Here is a 20,805-nt window from a genome sequence, read left to right as displayed (position 1 = left end):
GTACAATGCGCGGATGCCTACGAAACACCCCGCCCATCCCGATGCGTCGCCCCTCGGCAAGCCGGTGGCCTACGCCGAGCACTACGCGCCGGAGCTGCTGTTCCCCATTGCCCGCCAGGGCAAGCGCGACGAGATCGGCATTGCCGCCGCTGCGCTGCCCTTCGTCGGAGAAGACCTGTGGAACGCCTACGAACTGTCCTGGCTCGACCCCCGCGGCAAGCCGGTGGTGGCGCTGGCGAGCTTCCGCGTGCCGGCCGATTCGCCGAACATCGTCGAGTCAAAGTCCTTCAAGCTGTACCTGAACTCCTTCAACCAGACCCGCGTGGACAGCGTCGCCGATCTCGGCAAGACCCTCGCCCGCGACCTGTCGGACGCCGTCGGCGCGCAGGTGACGGTACAGGTCGAGCCCCTTAGCTCTCGTCCGGAACGGGCCATCGGCTACCCCGACGGCGTGCTGCTCGACACCCTCGACATCGATATCGACCGCTACACGCCCGATCCGTCCCTGCTGAAGGCCGATCACGGTGCACCGGAGGTCGGCGAGACGCTGTATTCCCACCTGCTCAAGTCCAACTGCCTGGTCACCGGCCAGCCCGACTGGGCGATGGTGGTGGTGCGCTACTACGGCGCGCCGATCGACCGGGAGGCGCTGCTGCGCTACATCGTGTCCTTCCGCCAGCACAACGAATTCCACGAGCAGTGCGTCGAGCGGATCTTCGTGGACATCCTGCGCGAGTGCCGGCCGTCAAAGCTGTCCGTGTGGGCACGCTACACCCGCCGCGGCGGGCTGGACATCAATCCCTACCGCCGCACGCCGGGCCTGCCGGCGCCCGCGCCCGTCGCCGAGGTCCGCCAATGAGCCACGTCGCCAACGCCATCGACCTGCTGCGCCAGGACGTTGCCCTCGACACGCTGAACACCCTGCGCCTGCCGGCCCGCGCGGCCTGGTTCGCCGCCGTGGACCACGTCGATGCGCTGCGCGCGGTGCTCGAAGATCCGCGCATCGCCGGCCTGCCCAGGCTGGTCATCGGCGGCGGCTCCAACCTCGTGCTGACCGGCGATTTCCCCGGTCTGGTGCTGCACGTGGCCTTCCACGGCCGCAGCCGTGTGCAGGAGGACGCCGACGCCTTCTACATCCGAGCCGGCGGCGGCGAGAACTGGCATGACTTCGTGCGGTGGACGCTGGAGATGGGCTGGCCGGGCCTCGAGAACCTGTCGCTGATCCCCGGCACCGTTGGCGCCGCGCCGGTGCAGAACATCGGCGCCTACGGCCTCGAGGTGGCCGAGCACTTCTACAGCCTGCGCGCCTACGACCTGGAAACCGGCAAAACGGTGGGCTTCGACAAGCGCGACTGCGCCTTCGGCTACCGGGACAGCTTCTTCAAGCAGGCCGGCAAGGGCCGCTACCTGATCGCCGCCGTCACTTTCCGCCTGCCCAAGGCCTGGAAGGCGGTGACCGGCTACGCCGACGTGGCGTGCGAGCTGGATGCCCAGGGCGTCACCCTGCCGACGCCGCTGCAGGTGTCGGACTCGGTCGTCGCGATCCGCCGCCGCAAGTTGCCCGACCCGGCCGAGATCGGCAACGCCGGCAGCTTCTTCAAGAATCCGGTGGTCGACGCGGAGGCCTACGCGCGCCTGGCTGTGCAGCATCCCGGCCTGCCCCACTACCCGCAGGCCGACGGCCGCGTGAAGCTCGCCGCCGGCTGGCTCATCGAGCAAGCCGGCTGGAAGGGGCGTCGCCTCGGCCCGGTGGGCTGCTACGACAAGCAGGCCCTGGTGCTGGTGAACCACGGCGGCGCCACCGGTGCCGACGTGATCGCCGCCAGCAACGCGGTGTGCGCCGACGTGCTGGCCCGTTTCGGTGTGGAACTGGAGCCGGAGCCGGTCTTTGCCGGCGGATCGTAGAATGTGGAACCAGCCCGCAGGTGCTCCGCCTGCCCTAAAGCTTTTCGGCGCCATGCCGAATATTTGCCATCAATCAACCGGTCTCCGGAGAATGTCATGACTGCACCAGAAGAACGCCGCGGCACCAGCGCCCACGCCCCCGACCTGGATTGGAGCCAGGTCCGAGAGACGGTGCTGCTGCTCGAACTGGCCGTCGGGCAGATCGAGGCCGCGATGAAGGAAGGCAACAGCTCGGTGGAGGTACTGACCGACTCCTTCACATCGATGGCCGGCTACATGCGCATGATGGGTTCCGCCCTCGAACAGCTGCCGGACACGCCGGCCACCGCCCAGTTGAAGGAATCCCTCATCGGCCATGCCGGCGAGGTGGCGGGGCGCGTGCAGAAGTCCATCATGGCCTTCCAGTTCTACGACAAGCTCAGCCAGCGCCTGGCCCATGTGTCCCATAGCCTGGAGGCCCTGTCCGGCCTCGTTACTGACCAGCGCAAGCTCTACAACCCCTTCGAATGGGTTGCGCTGCAGGAGAAGATCCGCGCCAAGTATTCCACCCGCGAAGAGGTGGATATGTTCAACGCGGTGATGCAGGGTATGCCGGTGAAGGATGCGCTGAGCCACTACAAGGCCGAGATGAAGGACAAGGGCGACGACGTCGAGCTGTTCTGAACGCTGAACCTCCAGTGGGGGCGAACGCATTCGCCCTCTGCCGCTTGAATTGAGTCAGCGGGCGCATGAGTGCGCCCCCACGCGAGAGCCCCCTTGTGCCGTCCGTGATCCATTTTTCCGACCCGGCGCCTGCCGCAGTCGAAGACCGCCCCGCTGCCGGGCGGGCCATTGGCGTGCCGCCGCGCCGCCTGACCGCCGAGCGCTACGCTGCCGACGATGGCACACTGTCGGTCGGCGACTGGCACTGCGAGCCGGGTGCCTGGCGGATCGCCTTCCATGCGGGGCGCCACGAGTTCTTCCAGGTGATCAGCGGCCGCCTGCGCATCGTCGATACCAAGGGCGTGGCGCGGGAGTTCGGCCCCGGCGACGCAGGCATCATCCCGGCCGGCTTTACCGGTACCTTCGAGGTGCTGGAGCGGGTCAGCAAGCGCTACGTGATGCTCGACCGCGCCTGAGGGCGGCCCGGCGCACGGTAAAATGCGCCGATGACACACGATGCTGACGATTTGCCCGAGGTGGTCAGGGAAGACCGCCTGTGGTGCGACAACGGATGGACCGCCAAGGTCATCAAGAATGAGGACGACGACGGCTGGGCCGTGGCGATGATCAAGCACGGAGAGGCCGAGCCGGCGCTGGTCGGGCCGTGGACCATGGGCCGCGACAAGAAGAACCCCAAGCCCCTCGATGCCGCGGCCTTCAACACCCTGGTCAAGACCGCCTCCGAGGTGCTGCGCCGCCACGAGCAGCACCTGCACGCGCTGCTGCACAAGCGCATGACGGTGAGCACCGACGACGGGCCGGTGGAGGTGACCCTCGATATCGTGCCCGACGACTACGAGCCCTATGCCACGTTGTCCGCCCACGACGCCTTCGGCGAAGTGATCGCCGAAGTGCGCGTGGAGGCCGGTTTCAAGCTCAATCGGGCCAGCGCCGCGGCCTGGGTCGAGGGCGGTTTCCGCCGGCCGTAGATTTCCGCCAGCGGGGCGTCCGCCGGCTTCAGTTCAGCGCCGCCGGAATCGTGTCCAGCCAGTCGCCGAGTGCGGCGGCGGCCTGCGGCCATTGCGGGTCGAGCATCAGCATGTGGCCGGCGCCGTCGATGATTTCCTGGCGGGCTTTCCACGGCAGCGCAGTGAAGAACAGCATCGATGCCGGAAACACCGCATCCTCCCGCCCGCCCATCACCAGCGCCGGAATGTCCGGCCGGCGCCCCGCCGGTGTGAAGGGCAGGGCGACCATCTCGGCAACGGCCTGTTCCGATTCGGGCTGGATCATCGGCATGTACTGCAGCACGTCCTCGCGCGGCATGTCGGGCGAGAAATACACCTCCGCCATGACGCGCAGCGTGTGCTCCGTCGGCCGTCCGGCCACCACGTTCGGCAGTTCGCGGAAGAAGTCCGGCTGCAGCAGCGCCAGCCGGCCGGCCGAGCCACCGGTGCCGGTGGGCGGCACTGGCGCCAGCAGCGCCACCCCGGCGGCCGGGCCGCGGGCCAGGTAGCGCTGCACCACCAGGGTTCCCATCGAATGACCGATCAGCACCGGTGTGGCGGGCAACTCGCCCACCGCCTGGGCCAGATCGTCGGCGAAGTCGTCCAGGCCGAAGTCGTCCAGCCGCTCGCGGCCCTCGCTGCCGCCGTGGCCGGAGAGGTCCAGCGCGTAGGCGTCATGGCCGCGGTGGTTGAAATACGGAATGAAGTTGTGTTCCCAGCACAGGGCGTTGGTGTAGCCGCCGTGCACGAACAGCAGCGGTGGACGGGTCGTGGTATGCGCTGCGGGATGGCGGTGGATTTTCAGGTGACGTGGGGACATGGGAATGGAATGTTCCGGATGACATCGAAAAGTCGGTAGCCGGCAGGTAAATCGTGCCGGCCGTGGATTTCTGCATGGGGGGTGACGGGCCGAGCCGGTAAGCTGCGCGCCGTGACGGATGCCGCGGTTGCACTGCAGCAATTGCCGTCACGGCAATCAAGTTGCCTGCGGCCCGGCCGATAGGGTTCACACGTCCGTTTTCCGGACGTGGCAGTCCTGCGACCCCTCGAATGAATCCCATTGTACGAATGGAGTGTGGCGAGATGACAGCGCAATGCGGTGGGGCCCCGGCGAGGGCCTGGCTTACGTGGGTGCTGCTCGTCCTCCTGGTGCTGGCCGGGTCGGTGCTGGCCGCCGATGGGGCAGCCCTACGTTTCGGCATCCTGCCCTTCAACAGCACGCTGGCATTGATGAAGACCCACCAGCCCCTGCGCCAGTTCCTGCAGGCGCGCCTCGGCCGGCCCGTGGAGATCTTCACCGCGCCGGACTATCAGACCTTCTTGCGCGAACAGCTGGACGGCAACTACGACCTGATGATCACCCCGCCGCATTTCGGCCTGATGGCACTCGACAAGGGTTATGTGCCGCTCTACCACTACAAGGCCCGCATGGAGCCGATCATGGTGGTGCGCAAGGATGACGTGGCCGCCGACGCGAAGGGGCTGCGCGGCCGGCGCATCGCGATCGCCAACCGTATCGCCTTCGCCTCCATGGCCGGCCTCAAATGGCTGGCCGATAAGGACATGCGGCCCGGCCGCGACTTCGTGCTGCAGGAGCGCCCCACCCACGGTGCGGCGATCGCCGCGGTGGCGGTCGGCGATGCGGACGGGGCGATCACCACCACGACCTTGCTCGGCCAGGTGCCGGAGGATGTCCGCCAGCGCCTGCGCTACTTCTCGTCGGAGATCCGCCTGCCCCACGTGCTGTTCATGGCCCACAAGCGGCTGGGCGCGGCCGAGCTGCAACGCATCAAGGACGCGCTGCGCGCCTTCGAGAGCGCGCCGGAGGGGCAGGCCTTCTTCAAGGAAACTTCCTATATCGGCTTCGAGGAGCTCGATGCCGGCGAACTGGCGGTCTATAAGCCGTACCTGGCCACCTTGCGGCAGCTGATGGAGCAGAGCCGCCCGTAATGATGATCCGCGTGCCCTTCTTCCGCTCCCTGCGCAGCAAGCTGCTGCTGGCCAGCCTGCTGATCGAGGCGACGATGCTGGCGCTGCTGGTCGGTAACGGTATGCGCCTGATCGAGGCCCAGCTGGAGCACCAGCTCGAAGTGCGCATCCAGGCCATCGAGCTGGCCTACAAGACGGCGGTAGCCTTGCCGCTGGCGGCGCGGGACTACGCGACGCTGCGGGACATCCTGGACGGCTGGCAGATCTCCGACGACGTGAGCTACCTGGCGGTTACCGATCCCCGCGGCCAGGTGCTGGCGGCGTCCGGCTGGGACGGCACCGGCGGCCTGCCGGAGGCCTCCCGCGGGTTCAACGGTAGCGGAATCCATCACGTGGTGTTCAACGTGGAACTGCAGGGGCAGGTGTATGGCGCGGTGCATTACGGCCTGACCACGTCCTACATCGAGGCGGCCAAGGCGGCGCTGTTCCGCCAGGGCAGCCTGATCGCGCTGGTCGAGCTGAGCCTGAGCCTGCTGTTGCTGCTCGCCACCGGCTACTGGCTGACGCGCCACCTGGTCAATCTGGCCGAGGCCAGCGCGCGCGTGGCAGACGGGGATTTCAGCGTGCGGCTGGATTACCGCACCCGCGACGAAGTCGGCCTGCTCGCCCACAGCTTCAACGCGATGACCGACGCGGTGCGCCAGCGCATCGCCGAGCTGAGCGACAGCGAGCAGCGCTTCCGAGCCATTGCCGACCACACCTATGCGTGGGAGAACTGGTTCGGGCCGGACGGCCGCCTGCGCTGGGTGAACCCGGCGGTGGAGCGCCTGACCGGCTACACGCCGCGGGAATGCCTGGCCCTGGAGGATTTTCCGCTGCCGCTGGTGCTGGCGGACGACCGCGAACTGGTGCACAACCAGCACCAGTGGGCGTTGGCCGGCCAGACCGGGCAGGACCTGGAGTTTCGCGTGCAGCGCAAGGACGGCCAGGTGATCTGGGTGGCCATGTCCTGGCAGCCGATCCATGCCGACGACGGTAGCAGCCTGGGCTACCGTTCCAGCCTGCGCGACATCACGGTGCAGCACTTCGTCACCGAGGAACTGGCCTTCCACGCCTCCCACGATCCGCTGACCGGGCTCTACAACCGGCGCGCCTTCGAGAACCAGCTGACCCGTTCGCTGGACGATGCGGCGCGCAGCCGCGAGAAGGTGATTCTGGTCTATATCGACCTGGATCAGTTCAAGGCCGTCAACGACGCCTGCGGCCACTCGGCCGGGGACAGCCTGCTGCAGAGCCTGGCCGAGGCGATGCAGACCCGCTTCTCCTTCGGCTACCTGGCCCGCCTGGGCGGCGACGAGTTCGGCCTGATCATGCGCGGCGTGAGCCTCGACGAGGCCGTGCGCCGCTCCCAGCTGATCATCGACGACATCCGCGCAATGCCCTTCACGTGGGAAGGCAAGGTCTTCCGCATCGGCGCCAGCATCGGCATCGTCGAATCCTCAGCCAGCCTTTGTACCGTTACCGACCTGCTGATCGCCGCCGACACCGCCTGCTACGCAGCCAAGGAGCGCGGCCGCAACCGTGCTCAGGTCTTTGTGGCAAGCGACGACTATTTCCGCGCCCGCCAGGCGGAGTTCATGTCCCTGCCGCAGATCTCGGCGGCGCTGGAGCAGGGGCGCTTCGCGCTGTATCACCAGCGTTACCGTTCCCTGCGGCCGGGGCACCGGGATCACCTGGAAATCCTGGTCCGCATGGTCGGCGAGGATGGCCGGATCATCGCACCGGCCTACTTCATCCCGGCCGCCGAGCGCTACAACCTGATGCCCTTCATCGATCGCTGGGTCATTGAGAACACCTGCCGCGCCATTGCCGGCTGGGTGGCGGCCGGCGCCACTGCGCTGCCGCAAGTGGCGATCAACCTGTCCGGCGCGACGCTGGCCGACGAGGAACTGCCGGATTTCATCCGCGCCACCTTCGCGCGCCATGCAACCGACCCGGCCTGCATCAGCTTCGAGATCACCGAGAGCTGCGCCATCGCGCGTGTCGAGCGGGCCTTCGAGTTCATCGACTTCGCCCACAGCCTGGGTTGCGCGCTGGCTCTCGACGACTTCGGCAGCGGCCTGTCGTCCTTCGGCTACCTCAAGCAGTTCAAGGTCGATTACCTGAAGATCGACGGCATGTTCGTCAAGCAGGCGGACAGCGATGCCGCCGACCGGGCAGTGGTCGAATCGATGGTGCGCGTGGCCCAGGCACATGGGCTGGCCACCGTCGCCGAATTCGTCGGCAGCGAGGCGGTGCTCGACGTCGTGCAGGGCCTCGGCGTGGACTACGCCCAGGGCTTTGCCGTGCATGTGCCGTCTCCGTTGCCGGAGACCGTGCCGGTTTTCGGCACGGTGGAGACTCAGGCGGCCGGCGTCTCCTGTTCCGCGCTCTCGGCATAGACCGCCTGCACCTGCGGGGCCGTCAGCAGATAGGCCGTTCCCATCAGGCTGACGGCGAGCGGTGGCAGCATGCCCAGCATGAAGTCCGGCGCCGGTACGGCGGCCAGGGCCGCCACCTGGCCGGCGATGAACAGGTACAGCGCATTCACCAGCGGCCCGGAAATCCACAGGGCGATCAGCGCGCGCCACACGATCGAGCGTCGCCGCCCGGTCAGCACCCCGACCCCGCCATACACACTGAGCACCAGCGCCGCTGCGGTCAGGAAGATCGAGAACGTGTAGTAGAGATCCCAGTACGGATTGGCCACGATGGCCGGATGCTGGTTGGCGATCACCTGTAGATAGCCCACCGCAGCCATCCGGTACAGCGGATTGACGGCCAGCAGCACCAGTGCGATCAGCGCTAGCCCGCCGCGCAGGCCGTAAGCGGTGCCGATGCGGCGATAGGCAAAGAACAACAGCCCGGCAAGACACAGGGCGAGGGCGATACTGAGGAGCGGATTCACGAGCGATTCCCGGGGAGCCAGTCAGGGGGAGGGGCAGGTATAGCGCACAAAGCTTGCATCCAGCCCACCACAGCGCCGATGTTCAGCGCCGACCGACGACGTAGCGCACGCCGTCCGGCCCGTAGGTTTCGGTGTGGGGCTGCCCGGCGGCGAGCTGGAAGACGTCCCCGACCTTGAAGCAGCGCTCTTCTTCGCCATCGCACTGCAGGCGGATCTCTCCGGCCAGAATCAGCGCCCGTGCCTCGAAAGGGTGGGTGTGCCCATCGAGATGGCCATTGGGCGGCCGCTCCACGATGACGATTTCGCCAAAACCGTCGTGGCGCAAGGCCGCCTCAAACTCGTGCTGATCCATGCTGTCGGGCCTCGTGTGGGTGAAGGGAACGCGCCGGGCGGCACGCGGCTGGAAGGCCACATTTTAGCGTGAGGGCGGGCGACTTGATCAGGTGCGCTGGAGGCGGATCGTGTCGCAGGGGCCGCCTGTTCCGGGTGACGCCGATCTCCCGCAGCCCCGCGCCGCTGCGCTAGCATCCCTGCCTGACAGCGGCATCAGCCGCGCATGCGGCAACTACACAGCAGAGGAGAGCAGTAATGCTTGCAGGCAAGACGGCGTTGGTGACGGGTTCCACTTCGGGTATTGGGCTGGCGGTGGCGCGGGCCCTGGCGAAGGCCGGGGCGAAGGTGATGCTCAACGGTTCGCGGCCGGCGGCCGAGGCGGAGGCGCTGCGCGCCGGGTTGGCGGCCGAGGCCGGTGTGGAGGTGGGCTATACGCCGGCCAACCTGGCCGATCCGGCTTCCGCGCGGGGGCTGGTGGAAGCCACCATCGCGGCCTTCGGCGGCATGGACATCCTCATCAACAACGCCGGCATCCAGCATGTGGCGGCGGTGGATGCCTTTCCGGACGAGATCTGGGAGCAGCTCATGGCGATCAACGTGTCGGCGGTGTTCCACACCACCAAGGCGGCGCTGCCGGGGATGAAGGAGCAGGGCTGGGGGCGCATCGTCAATATCGCCTCGGCCCACGGCATCGTCGCGTCGCCGTTCAAGGCACCGTACACGGCCAGCAAGCACGCGGTGGTGGGTTTTTCGAAGGCGGTGGCGCTGGAAGTGGCCGAGCAGGGCATCACCTGCAACGCGCTGTGCCCGGGCTATGTGCGCACGCCGCTAATCGAGAAACAGGTGGTGGACCAGGCGGTGGTGCATAACCTGCCGGAAGATCGGGTGATCCGCGAGGTGATCCTCGCCGCCCAGCCCACCAAGCAGTTCGTCGAGGCGGAGGAGGTGGCAGCCTTCGTGGTGTTCCTGTGCTCCGATGCGGCCAAATCAGTGACCGGCTCGGTGCAGCTGATCGATGGCGGGTGGACGGCGCGCTAAGCCCCGCGCTGCCCTGATCAAACCCTCCACGGCGGCGGATGCATCCGCTCCCGCAGGCGGTCCCAGCGGCCGCCTGTGCCGGAAATTGAGCCAGGACAGGGACGCGCCGCCGGGGCGCCCCGTACAGTCGGGGTCGTTCCGGTTTTCCGCGCTGTCATCTCGACGTCGGGAGCCGGTGGCAGTCTTGGTGGAGGGCGGGCATGGAAGAGTTTGTCGGTGGCTTGTGGCACCGTTTCATCACGCGGGCGGCGATGCGCACGTATCCGAAGGCTGCGGTGCGGCTGGCGGACATCGAACGCAGCGCCGGTATCCTGTTCCGCGCCCTCGGCGGCGATCCGGGCCTGCGCGTGGCGCCGGCCGCCGAAACCGAGCACGGCGCCCGGCGCCGCTGGCTGGCGTGCATCGCCCACACTGGCGAGAAGATCGCCCACGCGACGCGGGACGACGAGACTCTGCGCCTGCCGGCGGAGATCGCGCTGTTCCCCGAGCGGGCGCTCAACCGCGACCTCTACCTGTGGCTGATCGCCCAGGGCGCCGCGCTGGACCAGGCCGACCTGGCCGCCGACAACTGGATCGTGGTTAACCAGCAGGCTAGTGCGGCTACGCTGGCGGCCTTTCCCGGTTTCGGCTCGCGCTACCGGCGGCTGGTGGAGGCGATCACCGCGGAGCGGCCCGAGCCGCGCAAGCTGCCGGCCGACGAGGCCGCGGTGGAAACGGCGATCCGCCGCGCGCTGGCCGAACCGGGCAGCGTCGCCGCGCTGCCGTCGGCACGCCGTCCGCCGGTGCCGGTGGCCCTGTGGCTGTATCCGGCGCCGGTGGCCATCGACCGCCGCCACAACGCGGCCAATCCGACGCCGGCCGAACAGCGGGAAGGCGGCAAGACGGAGGATGCCACCGAGCGTCGCCGCCAGGCCCAGCGCGAGGACATGCCGGACGGCCGCAATGGCCTGATCCTGCCCTTCCGCGCCGAAAGCCTGCTGTCCTTCGCCGAATACGTGAAGGTCAATCGCGGCCACGAGGAAGGTGACGGCGAGGACGCGCCGCGGGCGGCCAGCGAGATGGACAAGATATCCGTGGCCCAGGACGGCCACGACACCGCCTCCAAGGTGCGCTTCGATCTGGATCTGCCGTCCGCGGCGGCCGACGACGTGCCGCTGGAAACCGGCATCCTGCTGCCCGAGTGGGACTGGAAGAAGCAGGTGCTTAAGCGCGACATGTGCAGTGTGACGGTGCTCGACCCCCGCGACGCGATGCCCGGCCCCCTGCCAGCCCACCTGGTGCGCCCGGCGCGGCGCCTGCGCCGCCAGCTGGAGGCGCTGACCCCGGCCAAGCGCTGGCTGAAGAACCAGCCCGACGGCCCTGAGCTGGACATCGACGCCTGCGTGCGCGCATTTGCCGACCGGCGCACCGGCCACGTGGCCAGTGGTGGTGGCTACCTGTCTTGCGAGCGCCGCGAGCGCGACCTGTGCTGCCTGGTGCTGGCCGACCTGTCCCTGTCCACCGATACCTGGGTCAGCGACGAGCAGCGCGTCATCGACGTGATCCGCGACAGTCTGTGGCTGTTCTCCGAGGCCCTCGGCGCCACCGGCGATCCCTTCGGCCTGTACGGCTTCTCGTCGCGGCGGCGCGACCACATCCGCTTCCACCGCATCAAGGATTTCGGCGAGAAGGTGGACGACCGCATCCGCGGCCGCATCGGCGCCCTCAAGCCGGGCTTCTACACCCGCATGGGCGCCGCCATCCGCTACGCCACGCAGATCCTCGCCAAGCGGCCGGAGGCGCTGCGCCTGCTGCTGATCCTGTCCGACGGCAAGCCCAACGACGTGGACCACTACGAGGGCCGCTACGGCATCGAGGACACCCGCATGAGCCTCAACGCCGCCCGCCAGGAGGGCGTGCGGCCGTTCTGCGTGACCATCGACAAGGAAGGCCAGGGCTATCTGCCGCACCTCTTCGGCCCGGCCGGCTACACCATCCTGCGCAATCCGGCCGAACTGCCGGCGCGTCTGCCCAAGTTGTATGCGCAGCTGACCGCCGTCTAAGCTCCGTCGCCAGGGTGTCGTACTTGCGACGATCGGTCTTCGTTATGTAATCAACGATACATAGATGGTTTCTTGGCGGCGCCGTCCGGCACCGCGGGAAAAGCTGAGCCGCACCGAACTGCCGCCGCGGCATGCCTTCTTTTCTCCGTCAATACGCTCGTTCTGCTCCTCATGTACCAGTGGTCGGTACGGAGATTGCTTTCACTATCCTTGCATTGTGCTGACAGGGGTTTTGTGCCTGTCGTTATATACAAGAAAATATAGTGAATCGCCGTCCGGAAGGGCGGCCGGGAGTCGGTATGCGGAAATGGTGGATGGGCGGCGCGCTAGCCATGGCGTTCGCCGTGCAGCTTGCGGGCTGCGGTGGGGGGAGCGGCAGCAGCGCTGGCGGAACGTCGACGGACACCGGGGCGGGCACGACAGGTGGTGCGGCGATGGATCTGGACACGCCGCTGCGGGCCTACCTGGCCAGTAACGGCGTCGTCGCGCCGGCCGAGCCGATGGTGTCCGATGCGCTGTACAACCTGGGCTCGGTGCTGTTCCAGAGCGCCTTGTTGTCCGGGACGCGCAGCGTGTCCTGCGCCAGCTGCCATCCCATCGGCAATGCCGGCCTCGACAACCTGGTGCTGTCGATCGGCATCAATGGCAGTGGCACACCGCCCAACCGCACCGGCTCGCCGCTGATCCACCGCAATGCGCCGGACCTCCTCAACAAGGTGGTCGGCAATCCGCGCTTCATGTTCTGGGACGGCCGGGTCAGCGTCAGCGACGGCGTCTATTCAACACCGGCAGGGGCGGCGCTGCCGGCCGGGCTTGGCAGCCTGGCCGCGGTCCAGGCCCTGTTCCCGCTGCTGTCCCGCCCCGAGATGCTGGGCTACAACGATCCCGCCGATGCCAACGAACTGGCCGACCTGAACCCGGCAGGCGCGACGGTGGAGCAGGATCCGCTGCCGGTGTGGAACGGCATCATGGCCCGCCTGCGCGCCGACACGCAGATTGCTGGCCTCTTGCAGCAGGCCTACCCGGACACGCCGCTGTCCGCCATCGGCATCGCCGCCGTCGGCAACGGGCTGGCGGCCTTCGAGTCACGCCGCTGGTACGCCTTCGGCATCAAGACCTATTTCCACGGCTACATGGCCGGCCTGCTGGACATTCCGGACAGCGCCAAGCGCGGCGGGCTGCTGTTCTTCGGTAAGGCCGGGTGCGCCGCGTGCCATGGCGGCCCGCTGCTCAGCGACCAGAAATTCCACAACCTCGCCGTTCCGCAGATCGGCCCCGGTTTTGCGGCCGGCGCAGCGATGACGCCGGCCCGCGACCTGGGGCGCCACAGCGTCACCGGCAGCGATGCGGACAAGTACGCCTTCCTGACCCCGTCCCTGTGGGAGGTGAAGAACACCTGGCCGTACTTCCACAACGGCGTGTTCGCAACGCTGGAAGACGCGGTCCGCCACCACCTGGACCCGGCCGCCTCGGCCATGGCCTTCCGCTGCAGCGAGGCGCTGCGCAGCGGCGGCAACGTGCTGCCGTGCCAGGACAGCACGACGGCGCCGGCGCTCTACGCCGACCTGCTGTCCCGCCTCGACCCCGCGCTGAAGAGCCCGCCGACGCTCAGCGACAGCGAATTCGCCGACCTCATCGCCTTCCTCAACCAGCTCACCAACGGCAGCAACAACTCGGTGCGCTGAGGGCCATCGCCCACCCTGAAAATCTGAAAGGAATCATCCCGTGAACCCGTTTTCGATCCGGACGCTGATCGTGCCGCTGACCGCCGCCGTTTTTCTCAATGCCTGTGGGAGCGGTGGTGGCGGGAGCGTCAGCGCGCCGCTGAAGCCGTCGGCGTCCTTCGACATCAAGCAGGGCGGCACCCAGAGCCTGATGCCGGCCGACCTGACCACCGCCCAGGACCCGACCAATCCGGCCAACAGCCCGTCGGGCTCGACACCCTATTTCCAGGCCCGGGCGGGGCTCACCGTCACCGACCTGAAGACCCTGATGAACGACGCGACGACCTTCCCGGCCGTCGAGAATCCGGTGCTGGTCACGGTCGGCAGCGACACCTACAAGGGCTACCGCCTCGCCGACGTGATCGTGCGCGCCACCCGATTCCGCCCGGCCGACTACAACACCGGCGCGTTCGGGGCGACGACGGCCATCATCGCGGTCGGCCTCGACGGGCGCATGTCGGCCTTCTCGTTTACCGAGCTGATCCGCACCGGCAACGGCGACAAGACCATCGTCGCCTACGAGAAGAACGGCAGCGCGCTGCCGGACGGTGAAGGCAGCATGGAAGTCATCGCCGGCAACGACACCGACCCGGCCCTGCGCAAGACGCCGCGCCTGGCCGAACTGCACGTGCGCAACGATTTCGAGGCCACCAGCTACACGCTGGCGTCGGCGGCCAACTCGCCGGCGCTGGTGCCTGGCGACATCGCCTTCCAGGTCAGCGGCGACGTGGCCACGCCGATCACCGTGTCCGCCGCCACGCTGTCGGCCACCTCGTCCCAGGGCTATTACGCGGTGGATCGCATCGGCAGCAAGGCGGCTAGCGCCTTCTCCACCTACTACTTCCAGGAATACGGGCCGCGCCACATGAACTACTGGTTCGGCCAGGGCATCCGCCTGACCGACGTGCTCGACACCGCCGGCCTGGCCTATCCCAACGAGAAGAACCGCTGCTTCGTGGTCGTCAAGAACGCCAACAACCAGCACGCCACCTTTTCCTGCGGGGAGCTGTACAACTCGAAGGTCGGTGTGGGCGACGGGCTTGCCGGGGTGGGCAACCGCGGCCGTTCGAAGGGCGTGCTGCTGGTCACCGACGACTTCCGCCAGGGCACCGGCAACAACATGATGATGACCTGCTGGAACGATCTGGGCACCTGCACCAAGACCAACGCCGGCGATGCGCTGGGCTACTCCGCGGCGATGGATGCCAACGGCGACCGCATCAACTACCAGTTCATCGCGCTGGTTTCCACCGAGGACAAGCTGCCCTTCATCCCTTTCGGGCGCTGGTACCCGATGCCGTCCAACTGCGCGAGCCTGGTGTGGAAGTGCAATCCGTGGATCGATGTGGGCGAGCGTCTGCAGCAGGGCATCAAGTCGATCACCGTCGTCTATGCCGGTGGCAGTGGCAGCATGGCCCACTGAGGCCGGAAGAACTCAGTGCAGCAAGGTGCCCGCGGAAGCGGGAGACGGCACGCGCAGGTGGGGTAGCCGATGCTGCGCGTCGAGGATGCCGCTGACCCCGCGGGAGAGCTGGCGGAAGGGCTCGGTGGACGGCCGGCCGAGCAGGAAGCCCTGGGCGAAGACACAGCCCAGCGCATTGAGGGCGGCGAGCTCGCGGGCGTCCTCGACGCCTTCGGCGACCAGTTGTATGCCGAGCGCCTCGGCCCGTTCGAGGCAGGCCGCCACTTCCTGCTGGCGCGGCAGGTTAGTGTGGATCTGGCGGACCTGCAGCGGGCCGAGCTTGATGAAGTCGGGCCGCGGCGCGCTGCTGTCGGTGGCCGGCGCGAGGCGGTCGAAGGCCAGGCCGATGCCCAGCGCCGCAATGGCCTGCAGCGTGGTGCTCAGTCGGCTGCGGTCGTCGTCCGACTGCTGGCGCAGTTCGATGACCAGCCGGTCGGGCGCCAGCCCGGCGTCGGTCAGCAGCTTCGGCAGATCGCCGCTTTCCGCGTGGTCGGCGACCATTGCCATGCTCAGGTTGATGAACAGGCGGCCGGGCAGTTTCGCACTGACGAAGGCGGCGACCGCCAGGCGCGTGGCCAGGCGTTCCAGCTCGAGGCCCAGGCTGGCCTCGCGGGCGACGCGCAGCAGTTGTTCGGGGGTGTGCAGCGGTGAAGCCTCCGGGCCGCGCATCAGCGTTTCGTAACCCAGCACGGTCCGCCGGCGGAGATCGAAAATAGGCTGAAAGACGAAGCTGAGGGCTTCGCTGGCGAGCAGTTCGCGGAGGTGGACGATCAGACCGCTGAGGTACATGGTGGCGGGACGGCGTGGCAAAACGTAATACCGCCATTGTGGTCAGCGCTTCGCGCCATTTGAATTAAGCTTTTGTGACGCTTCATGGTGTGTGCTCCGGCGCTTGATGGCAGGGTTCGGAATACGCTAGGGTCATGTTCTTTTATCCCAAAGGAATTGATGGCATGGCTTTGCGTGAATCTCTCCTGCCCAGGGTGGGAATGCTTTTGGCATCGACTCTGCTGCTGGCCGCGTGTGCGGGCGCACCGTCGCGTCCGCCGGCGCTGGCGCGCAACGACGATGCGGGAGTGCAGGACTACGCGACCCGCCTCATCGAGTACGAAATGCGCAAGCAGTCCATCGTTGGCCTCAGCGTGGCCGTAGTGGACGACCAGAAGCTGCTGTGGGCGCGGGGTTTCGGTTTTGCCGACAAGGAAAAGGGCGTGCCGGCGACGCCGGATACGCTGTACCGGGTCGGCTCCATCTCCAAGCTGTTCACCGACACGGCGGCCATGCAATTGGCCGAGCAGGGGCGCCTCGACATCGACGCACCGCTGGCCCGCACGTTGCCGGGCTTTTCGATCCGCAGCCGCTTCGCCGGTGCGCCGCCGATCACCCTGCGCGGCTTGATGACCCATCACGCCGGCCTGCCGCGGGACTATCTGAAGGACTTCTTCACCGAGACGCCGCCGCCCTTCACCAGCGTGATCCCGCTGCTGGCCGATGTCGACACGGCCTATGCGCCGGGCACCGTGCTGTCCTATTCCAACCTGGGCATCACGCTGGTCGGCGCGGCGGTGGAGCGGGCGGCGGGCCGGCCCTTCGCCGACCACCTGCAGCAGTCCCTGCTGGTGCCGCTGGGCATGGCCGGGGCGTCCTTCAGCGCCACGCCGTCGGCGTCACCGTTGATGGCCCGCGGCTACGACAAGGGCCGCCTGCGGGACGAGCCGGCCCTGCGTGACGTGCCGGCGGGGGGCCTGAACGCCAGCGCGGCGGATCTGGCGCGCTTCGCGTCGATGGTCTTTGCCGATGGTCAGGCCCGCGGCGGCCGTGTGCTGAAGGCGGAAACGGTGGCCGAGATGCTGCGCCCGCAGAATGCGGATGTGCCGCTGGACCTGGACGGCCGTGTCGGCATCGGCTGGTTCATTGGCCGGCCGCCGCTCAAGCATGGTGGCAAGGTCGTGCTCCACGGCGGGGCGACCTACAACTTCCATTCGGCGCTGGTGGCCTTGCCGGAACACAAGCTGGCGGTGGTGGTGCTCAGCAACAGTGCCGGCTCGTCGGCAACGGTGGACCGGATTGCCACCGAAGTGCTGTCGGTGGCGCTGGAGGCCCGCAGCGGCTTGCGGCCGCCGCCCGCCACGGAGCCCGCGGCGGCGACGGCGGCACCCCTGGCGGAAGCCGAGGTGGTCCGCTGGGAAGGGGACTACGCCACGCTGTTCGGGCATGTGCGCGTGGAACGCCGCGGCAATGCGCTGGCGGCAGACGTGCTGGGCGCCCGCCTCGACCTGGAGCCGCGCGCCGATGGGCGCCTGGGGCTGGGTTACCGCCTGTTCGGCCTGTTCCCGATCGGCCTCGGCGAGATCGGCCAGTATGGCATCAGCCGGCGCACGGTCGCCGGGCGGGAAGTGCTGGTCGGCGAGCGCCTGGGGGCCGAGGCGCTGGTCGGCGAGAAACTGCTGCCGCCGGTGCAGCCCGGCTGGGTCCGGCCCTACCTGGGGCGTTATGTGCTCAGCAACCAGGGTAAGGATGTCCTGCTGTTCAAGGAGATCCGTGTCCGCGAGAGCAATGGTTATCCCTTGCTGGAGGTACAAGTCCTGGAAGGGCCGCCGGTACGCCAGGTGCTGCAGCCCCAGGGCGAGGACAAGGCCCTGATCCTCGGGCAGCTGGCGGATAGCGGCGAGACGGTGCGCTGCAGCAAGGCCGACGACACGGTGGAGTGCCGTTTCGCCGGCTATGTGCTGACGCGCGTCGGCGACTGAAGCTCGCCGCGGAAGGTCGCCGCATCGTTGGCGAAGCATTCGGCCAGCCAGTCGGCGACCGCCGCCACGCGGGCCTGCTGGCGGGCGTCCGGATGGACCAGCAGCCAGATCTCCCTGCTCAGCAGTGGCTGGGGGCCGGACAGGCGCTGTACGCGCGGCTCGGGGTCGGCCAGGAAGCACGGCAGGATGCCGCGGCCGATGCCACCGGCGATGGCCCGCATCAGGCCTCGAATGTTGCCCGAGCGCAGGCGGATATGGCCGTCGCCGCGCAGGCTTTCCAGGGCCTGCATCTCCGGCGTGTGGGCGAGGTCGTCCAGGTAGGCGACCCAGTCGTTCGCAGCGTCACCGCGCTGGTTGGCCGAACCGTAGACGGCGAAGCCGCTGTCGGCCAGCTTGCGGATCAGGAAGTCGCCCCGCGTCGGGCGGGCCAGGCGGATCGCGATGTCGGCTTCGCGGCGGGCCACGTTGAGGTTGTCGTTGCTGGCGATCAGCTCGATGCTCAGATCCGGATGGCGCGCGTACAGGCCGGCCAGCCGCGGCGCCAGGTAGTCGCCGATGAGGGTGCCGACCGCGGTGACGCGCACCAGGCCGCTCACCGCGCCGGCACCGGCTTCCGCCACGCGTAGCAGGGCGGTCACGTCTTCCTCGATGCGGCCGGCGCGCTGCATCACGTCGGCGCCGATGGTGGTCGGCCGCCAGTGGCCGTCACCGCGCTCGAAGAGGGCCGCGCCAAGTTCTTCCTCCAGCGCGCGCAGGCGGCGGGCGACGGTAGTCTGGTCCACCTTCAGGCGGCGGGCCGCGGCGGCGAGGGTGCCGGCGCGCCCGATCTCGACGACGAAGCGCAGGTCGTCCCAGTTCATGGCGGATTTCCCATCGATGCGAAAGCCTGCATTTTTGCAGGAACAGACTGCAGGTGTGTCGATTTACGCAGGTATTCCAGCGGCTTAAGCTGGCTCCACCTCTAATCGTTCTGGAGAAAATCCATGTCCGCTCCCTTCCTGCTCCGCCAGATCGCCGGCAAACCGATGACGCCGCCGCAATTGTCCGAAACCACGCTGATCATCATCGATGCGCAGAACACCTACCGTGGCGGCGTCATGGAGCTGACCGGCATCGAGCCGGCCCTCGACGCCTGCGCCAGGCTGCTGGCCCGCGCCCGCCGCCTGGGCGTGCCGGTGATCCACGTGCAGCACGATGCCGGCCCCGGCAGCCTGTTCGACATCCGCGCCGAGATCGGGGCCATTGCCGACAAGGTCGCACCGGTGGACGGCGAGGCGGTGGTCGTCAAACGCCTGCCGAATGCCTTCGTCGGCACCGAACTGGATGCGTTGCTGAAGGAAAAGGGGGCGAAGAACCTGCTGATCATCGGCTTCATGACCCACAACTGCGTCAACTCCACCGCCCGCGGCGCCTACAGCCTGGGCTACGGGGTGACGGTGCCGGCCGACTGCACGGCCACCCGCAGCCTGCCGGCTCTCGGCGGCGGCGTGGTGACGGCCGAAGCCCTGCAGGTCTCGGTGCTGGCCACGCTGGCCGACATGTTTGGCGTGGTCGTGGCGAGCGGGGAAGAGATTCCGGATTGATGAAGGGCCCGGGGGCTGGCCGACGCAGCCCCCGCAGGCGCCCGGTGGGGCGCGGTTTTCCCGCTCAGACGCCCCAGGTCACCGGCACTTTGTCCTGCAGCGAGCGTTCCAGCAGTTCGAGCAGGGGGACCGCGCGCTGGAAGAAGCTCACGCCGCCGCCGGGTTTCACGTCCTGTTCGTCCTCATTGTCGTCGTCCTTGTCGGTCTGACGGGCCTTGTCGGCGGCGATGGCGGCCTTCAGGGTGTCGATGGCGGCGGGCAGTTGCTCGACGGTGAAGATGCCCTTGGCGTCGTCCTTGTCCTTGCCGAGCACTTCCAGCATTTCCTTGCCGTTCTTCTCGAACATGATCACGTCGCCGCTGGCGGGGGATTTGAAGATGATCAACATGGCGTGGCGCATCCTTCGGATTGGAATGGTGTAATTGCGCCATTGTAGGCGCGCTGCCGCGCTGCCGCGGAAAACCCCAAGGGTGCGGCGCGGCAGGCGGTGCTACCGTTCGGGCTTTCCCTGCATACGATATTTCCTGTGGATAAAGGCAAGACCCTCGCCGGCATCGGCTTCGGCCTCGGTGCCTACGGCATCTGGGGCTTCTTCCCCCTGTTCTTCCGTCAGCTCGGCCATGTGGCACCCCTTGATCTGCTGTGCAACCGGGCGGTATGGGGCTGCGTGTTCGTCAGCCTGGTTCTTACCGCGCGCCGCCACTGGGCCAGCACGCTGGCGGTGGCGCGGCGCCCCGGTACGCTGTGGCGCCTGACGCTGGCTGCGCTGCTGGTCGGCGCCAACTGGCTGGCCTTCCTGTGGGCGGTGGACCAGCGCCAGGTGGTGGCCTGCAGCCTGGGCTACTTCCTGACGCCGCTGGTCAATGTGCTGCTCGGCATGCTGGTGCTGAAGGAGCGCCTCAACGCCAAGGAGTGGGGCTCGGTGGCGCTGGCCGTGGCGGCGGTCGGTAACGAGTTCTTCACCCTCGGCAGCCTGCCGTGGATCTCCCTGTTCCTTGGCGCCAGCTTCGGCCTGTACGGGCTGGTGCGCAAGCAGGTGGCGGTGGATGCGGTCTCCGGGCTGTGGCTGGAAACCCTGTCCCTGATGCCGCTGCTCGGCGCCTACACCCTGTGGCAGGCGGCTCACGGTCATGGCGTGCTGACCGGTTTCGACGGGCTCACGCAGGGGCTGCTGGCGGCGGCCGGTGCGCTGACCGCGCTGCCGCTGATGCTGTTCGCCGCGGCCACCCAGCGCCTCAACCTGGCCACCGTCGGCATGCTGATGTACATCAACCCGACGCTGCAGTTCCTCACCGCGGTGCTGATCTTCGACGAGCCGCTGCAGCCGGCCCGCTTCGGCACCTTCGGGCTGATCTGGGCCGGCCTGCTGCTGTACAGCTGGAGCGGGTGGACCAAGTATCGCCAGGCCAAGCCAGCCTGAGGGCGTGCAGCGGGCTATCATTC

Annotated in this window: 20 protein-coding genes; 14 read left to right on the top strand and 6 right to left on the bottom strand. The window is 68.0% G+C overall.

All coding sequences use genetic code 11. From position 1 onward, the window contains the following. Positions 1–13: 13 nt before the first annotated feature. From queF to AC3QL2_RS09465, 5 genes are all read left to right on the top strand, one after another. Positions 14–859 carry an NADPH-dependent 7-cyano-7-deazaguanine reductase QueF gene (queF, locus tag AC3QL2_RS09485; RefSeq protein WP_493233284.1) on the top strand — a complete coding sequence of 282 codons (846 nt, stop codon included), beginning with the start codon at positions 14–16 and terminating at the stop codon, positions 857–859. Beyond that, a complete protein-coding gene (gene murB, locus AC3QL2_RS09480; RefSeq protein ID WP_493233283.1) occupies positions 856–1,905 on the top strand; it encodes a UDP-N-acetylmuramate dehydrogenase in 1,050 nt (349 codons plus the stop codon). Before queF ends, murB begins: the two co-directional genes overlap by 4 nt. Positions 1,906–2,001: 96 nt before the next feature. Beyond that, on the top strand, positions 2,002–2,568 hold the full coding sequence (locus AC3QL2_RS09475; RefSeq protein WP_493233282.1) for a hypothetical protein: 567 nt from the start codon (positions 2,002–2,004) through the stop codon (positions 2,566–2,568). A 65-nt stretch (positions 2,569–2,633) separates the two neighbouring features. Continuing rightward, complete coding sequence (locus tag AC3QL2_RS09470) at positions 2,634–3,023, top strand: cupin domain-containing protein (protein WP_493233281.1); 390 nt, start codon at positions 2,634–2,636, stop codon at positions 3,021–3,023. A 30-nt stretch (positions 3,024–3,053) separates the two neighbouring features. Then, complete coding sequence (locus tag AC3QL2_RS09465) at positions 3,054–3,536, top strand: hypothetical protein (protein ID WP_493233280.1); 483 nt, start codon at positions 3,054–3,056, stop codon at positions 3,534–3,536. Positions 3,537–3,564: 28 nt separating this feature from the next. On the opposite strand, the gene AC3QL2_RS09460 is transcribed toward AC3QL2_RS09465, so the two are convergent. Continuing rightward, entirely contained in the window at positions 3,565–4,374 is an 810-nt protein-coding gene (locus tag AC3QL2_RS09460; RefSeq protein WP_493233279.1) for an alpha/beta hydrolase, read from the bottom strand. Positions 4,375–4,685: 311 nt separating this feature from the next. On the opposite strand from AC3QL2_RS09460, the gene AC3QL2_RS09455 reads away from it, so the two are divergent. Beyond that, positions 4,686–5,504 (top strand): PhnD/SsuA/transferrin family substrate-binding protein, encoded by an 819-nt coding sequence (locus AC3QL2_RS09455; protein ID WP_493233278.1) that lies wholly within the window; start codon positions 4,686–4,688, stop codon positions 5,502–5,504. Continuing rightward, positions 5,504–7,924: an EAL domain-containing protein gene (locus AC3QL2_RS09450; protein ID WP_493233277.1), complete on the top strand. Its 2,421-nt coding sequence runs from the start codon at positions 5,504–5,506 to the stop codon at positions 7,922–7,924. Before AC3QL2_RS09455 ends, AC3QL2_RS09450 begins: the two co-directional genes overlap by 1 nt. On the opposite strand, the gene AC3QL2_RS09445 is transcribed toward AC3QL2_RS09450, so the two are convergent. Both AC3QL2_RS09445 and AC3QL2_RS09440 read right to left on the bottom strand, forming a co-directional pair. Beyond that, positions 7,885–8,430 (bottom strand): hypothetical protein, encoded by a 546-nt coding sequence (locus tag AC3QL2_RS09445; RefSeq protein ID WP_493233276.1) that lies wholly within the window; start codon positions 8,428–8,430, stop codon positions 7,885–7,887. The genes AC3QL2_RS09450 and AC3QL2_RS09445 overlap by 40 nt on opposite strands. Before the next feature lie 82 nt (positions 8,431–8,512). Beyond that, on the bottom strand, positions 8,513–8,782 hold the full coding sequence (locus tag AC3QL2_RS09440) for a cupin domain-containing protein (protein WP_493233275.1): 270 nt from the start codon (positions 8,780–8,782) through the stop codon (positions 8,513–8,515). A 236-nt stretch (positions 8,783–9,018) separates the two neighbouring features. On the opposite strand from AC3QL2_RS09440, the gene AC3QL2_RS09435 reads away from it, so the two are divergent. The 4 genes from AC3QL2_RS09435 (at position 9,019) to AC3QL2_RS09420 (ending at position 14,990) form a co-directional block, all read left to right on the top strand. Then, entirely contained in the window at positions 9,019–9,801 is a 783-nt protein-coding gene (locus tag AC3QL2_RS09435; RefSeq protein ID WP_493233274.1) for a 3-hydroxybutyrate dehydrogenase, read from the top strand. Between the two features lie 200 nt (positions 9,802–10,001). After that, positions 10,002–11,843 carry a nitric oxide reductase activation protein NorD gene (locus AC3QL2_RS09430; RefSeq protein WP_493233273.1) on the top strand — a complete coding sequence of 614 codons (1,842 nt, stop codon included), beginning with the start codon at positions 10,002–10,004 and terminating at the stop codon, positions 11,841–11,843. Between the two features lie 332 nt (positions 11,844–12,175). Next, a complete protein-coding gene (locus AC3QL2_RS09425) occupies positions 12,176–13,528 on the top strand; it encodes a cytochrome-c peroxidase (protein ID WP_493240382.1) in 1,353 nt (450 codons plus the stop codon). Between the two features lie 40 nt (positions 13,529–13,568). Continuing rightward, complete coding sequence (locus tag AC3QL2_RS09420) at positions 13,569–14,990, top strand: hypothetical protein (protein ID WP_493233271.1); 1,422 nt, start codon at positions 13,569–13,571, stop codon at positions 14,988–14,990. Positions 14,991–15,002: 12 nt separating this feature from the next. Here AC3QL2_RS09420 and AC3QL2_RS09415 read toward each other — a convergent pair whose 3' ends face one another. Further along, complete coding sequence (locus AC3QL2_RS09415) at positions 15,003–15,818, bottom strand: EAL domain-containing protein (RefSeq protein WP_493233270.1); 816 nt, start codon at positions 15,816–15,818, stop codon at positions 15,003–15,005. 206 nt (positions 15,819–16,024) lie between these two features. On the opposite strand from AC3QL2_RS09415, the gene AC3QL2_RS09410 reads away from it, so the two are divergent. Continuing rightward, a complete protein-coding gene (locus AC3QL2_RS09410) occupies positions 16,025–17,779 on the top strand; it encodes a serine hydrolase domain-containing protein (protein WP_493233269.1) in 1,755 nt (584 codons plus the stop codon). Here the strand turns inward: AC3QL2_RS09410 and AC3QL2_RS09405 are convergent. Beyond that, the gene (locus tag AC3QL2_RS09405) at positions 17,752–18,639 is read right to left on the bottom strand and encodes a LysR family transcriptional regulator (RefSeq protein ID WP_493233268.1); all 888 of its coding nucleotides are present in this window, start codon (positions 18,637–18,639) and stop codon (positions 17,752–17,754) included. The genes AC3QL2_RS09410 and AC3QL2_RS09405 overlap by 28 nt on opposite strands. Positions 18,640–18,762: 123 nt before the next feature. On the opposite strand from AC3QL2_RS09405, the gene AC3QL2_RS09400 reads away from it, so the two are divergent. Beyond that, positions 18,763–19,362 carry a cysteine hydrolase family protein gene (locus AC3QL2_RS09400; RefSeq protein ID WP_493233267.1) on the top strand — a complete coding sequence of 200 codons (600 nt, stop codon included), beginning with the start codon at positions 18,763–18,765 and terminating at the stop codon, positions 19,360–19,362. Between the two features lie 64 nt (positions 19,363–19,426). Here the strand turns inward: AC3QL2_RS09400 and AC3QL2_RS09395 are convergent, their stop codons facing one another. Next, on the bottom strand, positions 19,427–19,750 hold the full coding sequence (locus tag AC3QL2_RS09395) for a DUF1840 domain-containing protein (RefSeq protein ID WP_493233266.1): 324 nt from the start codon (positions 19,748–19,750) through the stop codon (positions 19,427–19,429). A 138-nt stretch (positions 19,751–19,888) separates the two neighbouring features. On the opposite strand from AC3QL2_RS09395, the gene rarD reads away from it, so the two are divergent. Then, positions 19,889–20,782: an EamA family transporter RarD gene (gene rarD / locus AC3QL2_RS09390; RefSeq protein ID WP_493233265.1), complete on the top strand. Its 894-nt coding sequence runs from the start codon at positions 19,889–19,891 to the stop codon at positions 20,780–20,782. The last annotated feature ends 23 nt before the right edge of the window (positions 20,783–20,805 follow it).

The organism is Zoogloea sp. GW822-FHT05C07, from assembly GCF_058800215.1.
The sequence above is the reverse complement of the archived record's forward strand: the minus strand, read 5'-3'. Positions and strand labels throughout refer to the sequence as shown.

Coding starts and splice junctions, on each gene's coding strand:
- AC3QL2_RS09475 (WP_493233282.1), top strand. CDS start 2,002: ATGACTGCACCAGAAGAACGCCGCGGCACCAGCGCCCACGCCCCCGAC.
- AC3QL2_RS09430 (WP_493233273.1), top strand. CDS start 10,002: ATGGAAGAGTTTGTCGGTGGCTTGTGGCACCGTTTCATCACGCGGGCG.
- AC3QL2_RS09470 (WP_493233281.1), top strand. CDS start 2,634: ATGAGTGCGCCCCCACGCGAGAGCCCCCTTGTGCCGTCCGTGATCCAT.
- murB (WP_493233283.1), top strand. CDS start 856: ATGAGCCACGTCGCCAACGCCATCGACCTGCTGCGCCAGGACGTTGCC.
- AC3QL2_RS09465 (WP_493233280.1), top strand. CDS start 3,054: ATGACACACGATGCTGACGATTTGCCCGAGGTGGTCAGGGAAGACCGC.
- AC3QL2_RS09395 (WP_493233266.1), bottom strand. CDS start 19,750: ATGTTGATCATCTTCAAATCCCCCGCCAGCGGCGACGTGATCATGTTC.
- AC3QL2_RS09400 (WP_493233267.1), top strand. CDS start 18,763: ATGTCCGCTCCCTTCCTGCTCCGCCAGATCGCCGGCAAACCGATGACG.
- AC3QL2_RS09435 (WP_493233274.1), top strand. CDS start 9,019: ATGCTTGCAGGCAAGACGGCGTTGGTGACGGGTTCCACTTCGGGTATT.
- AC3QL2_RS09405 (WP_493233268.1), bottom strand. CDS start 18,639: ATGAACTGGGACGACCTGCGCTTCGTCGTCGAGATCGGGCGCGCCGGC.
- AC3QL2_RS09450 (WP_493233277.1), top strand. CDS start 5,504: ATGATGATCCGCGTGCCCTTCTTCCGCTCCCTGCGCAGCAAGCTGCTG.
- AC3QL2_RS09425 (WP_493240382.1), top strand. CDS start 12,176: ATGGCGTTCGCCGTGCAGCTTGCGGGCTGCGGTGGGGGGAGCGGCAGC.
- AC3QL2_RS09440 (WP_493233275.1), bottom strand. CDS start 8,782: ATGGATCAGCACGAGTTTGAGGCGGCCTTGCGCCACGACGGTTTTGGC.
- AC3QL2_RS09415 (WP_493233270.1), bottom strand. CDS start 15,818: ATGTACCTCAGCGGTCTGATCGTCCACCTCCGCGAACTGCTCGCCAGC.
- queF (WP_493233284.1), top strand. CDS start 14: ATGCCTACGAAACACCCCGCCCATCCCGATGCGTCGCCCCTCGGCAAG.
- AC3QL2_RS09460 (WP_493233279.1), bottom strand. CDS start 4,374: ATGTCCCCACGTCACCTGAAAATCCACCGCCATCCCGCAGCGCATACC.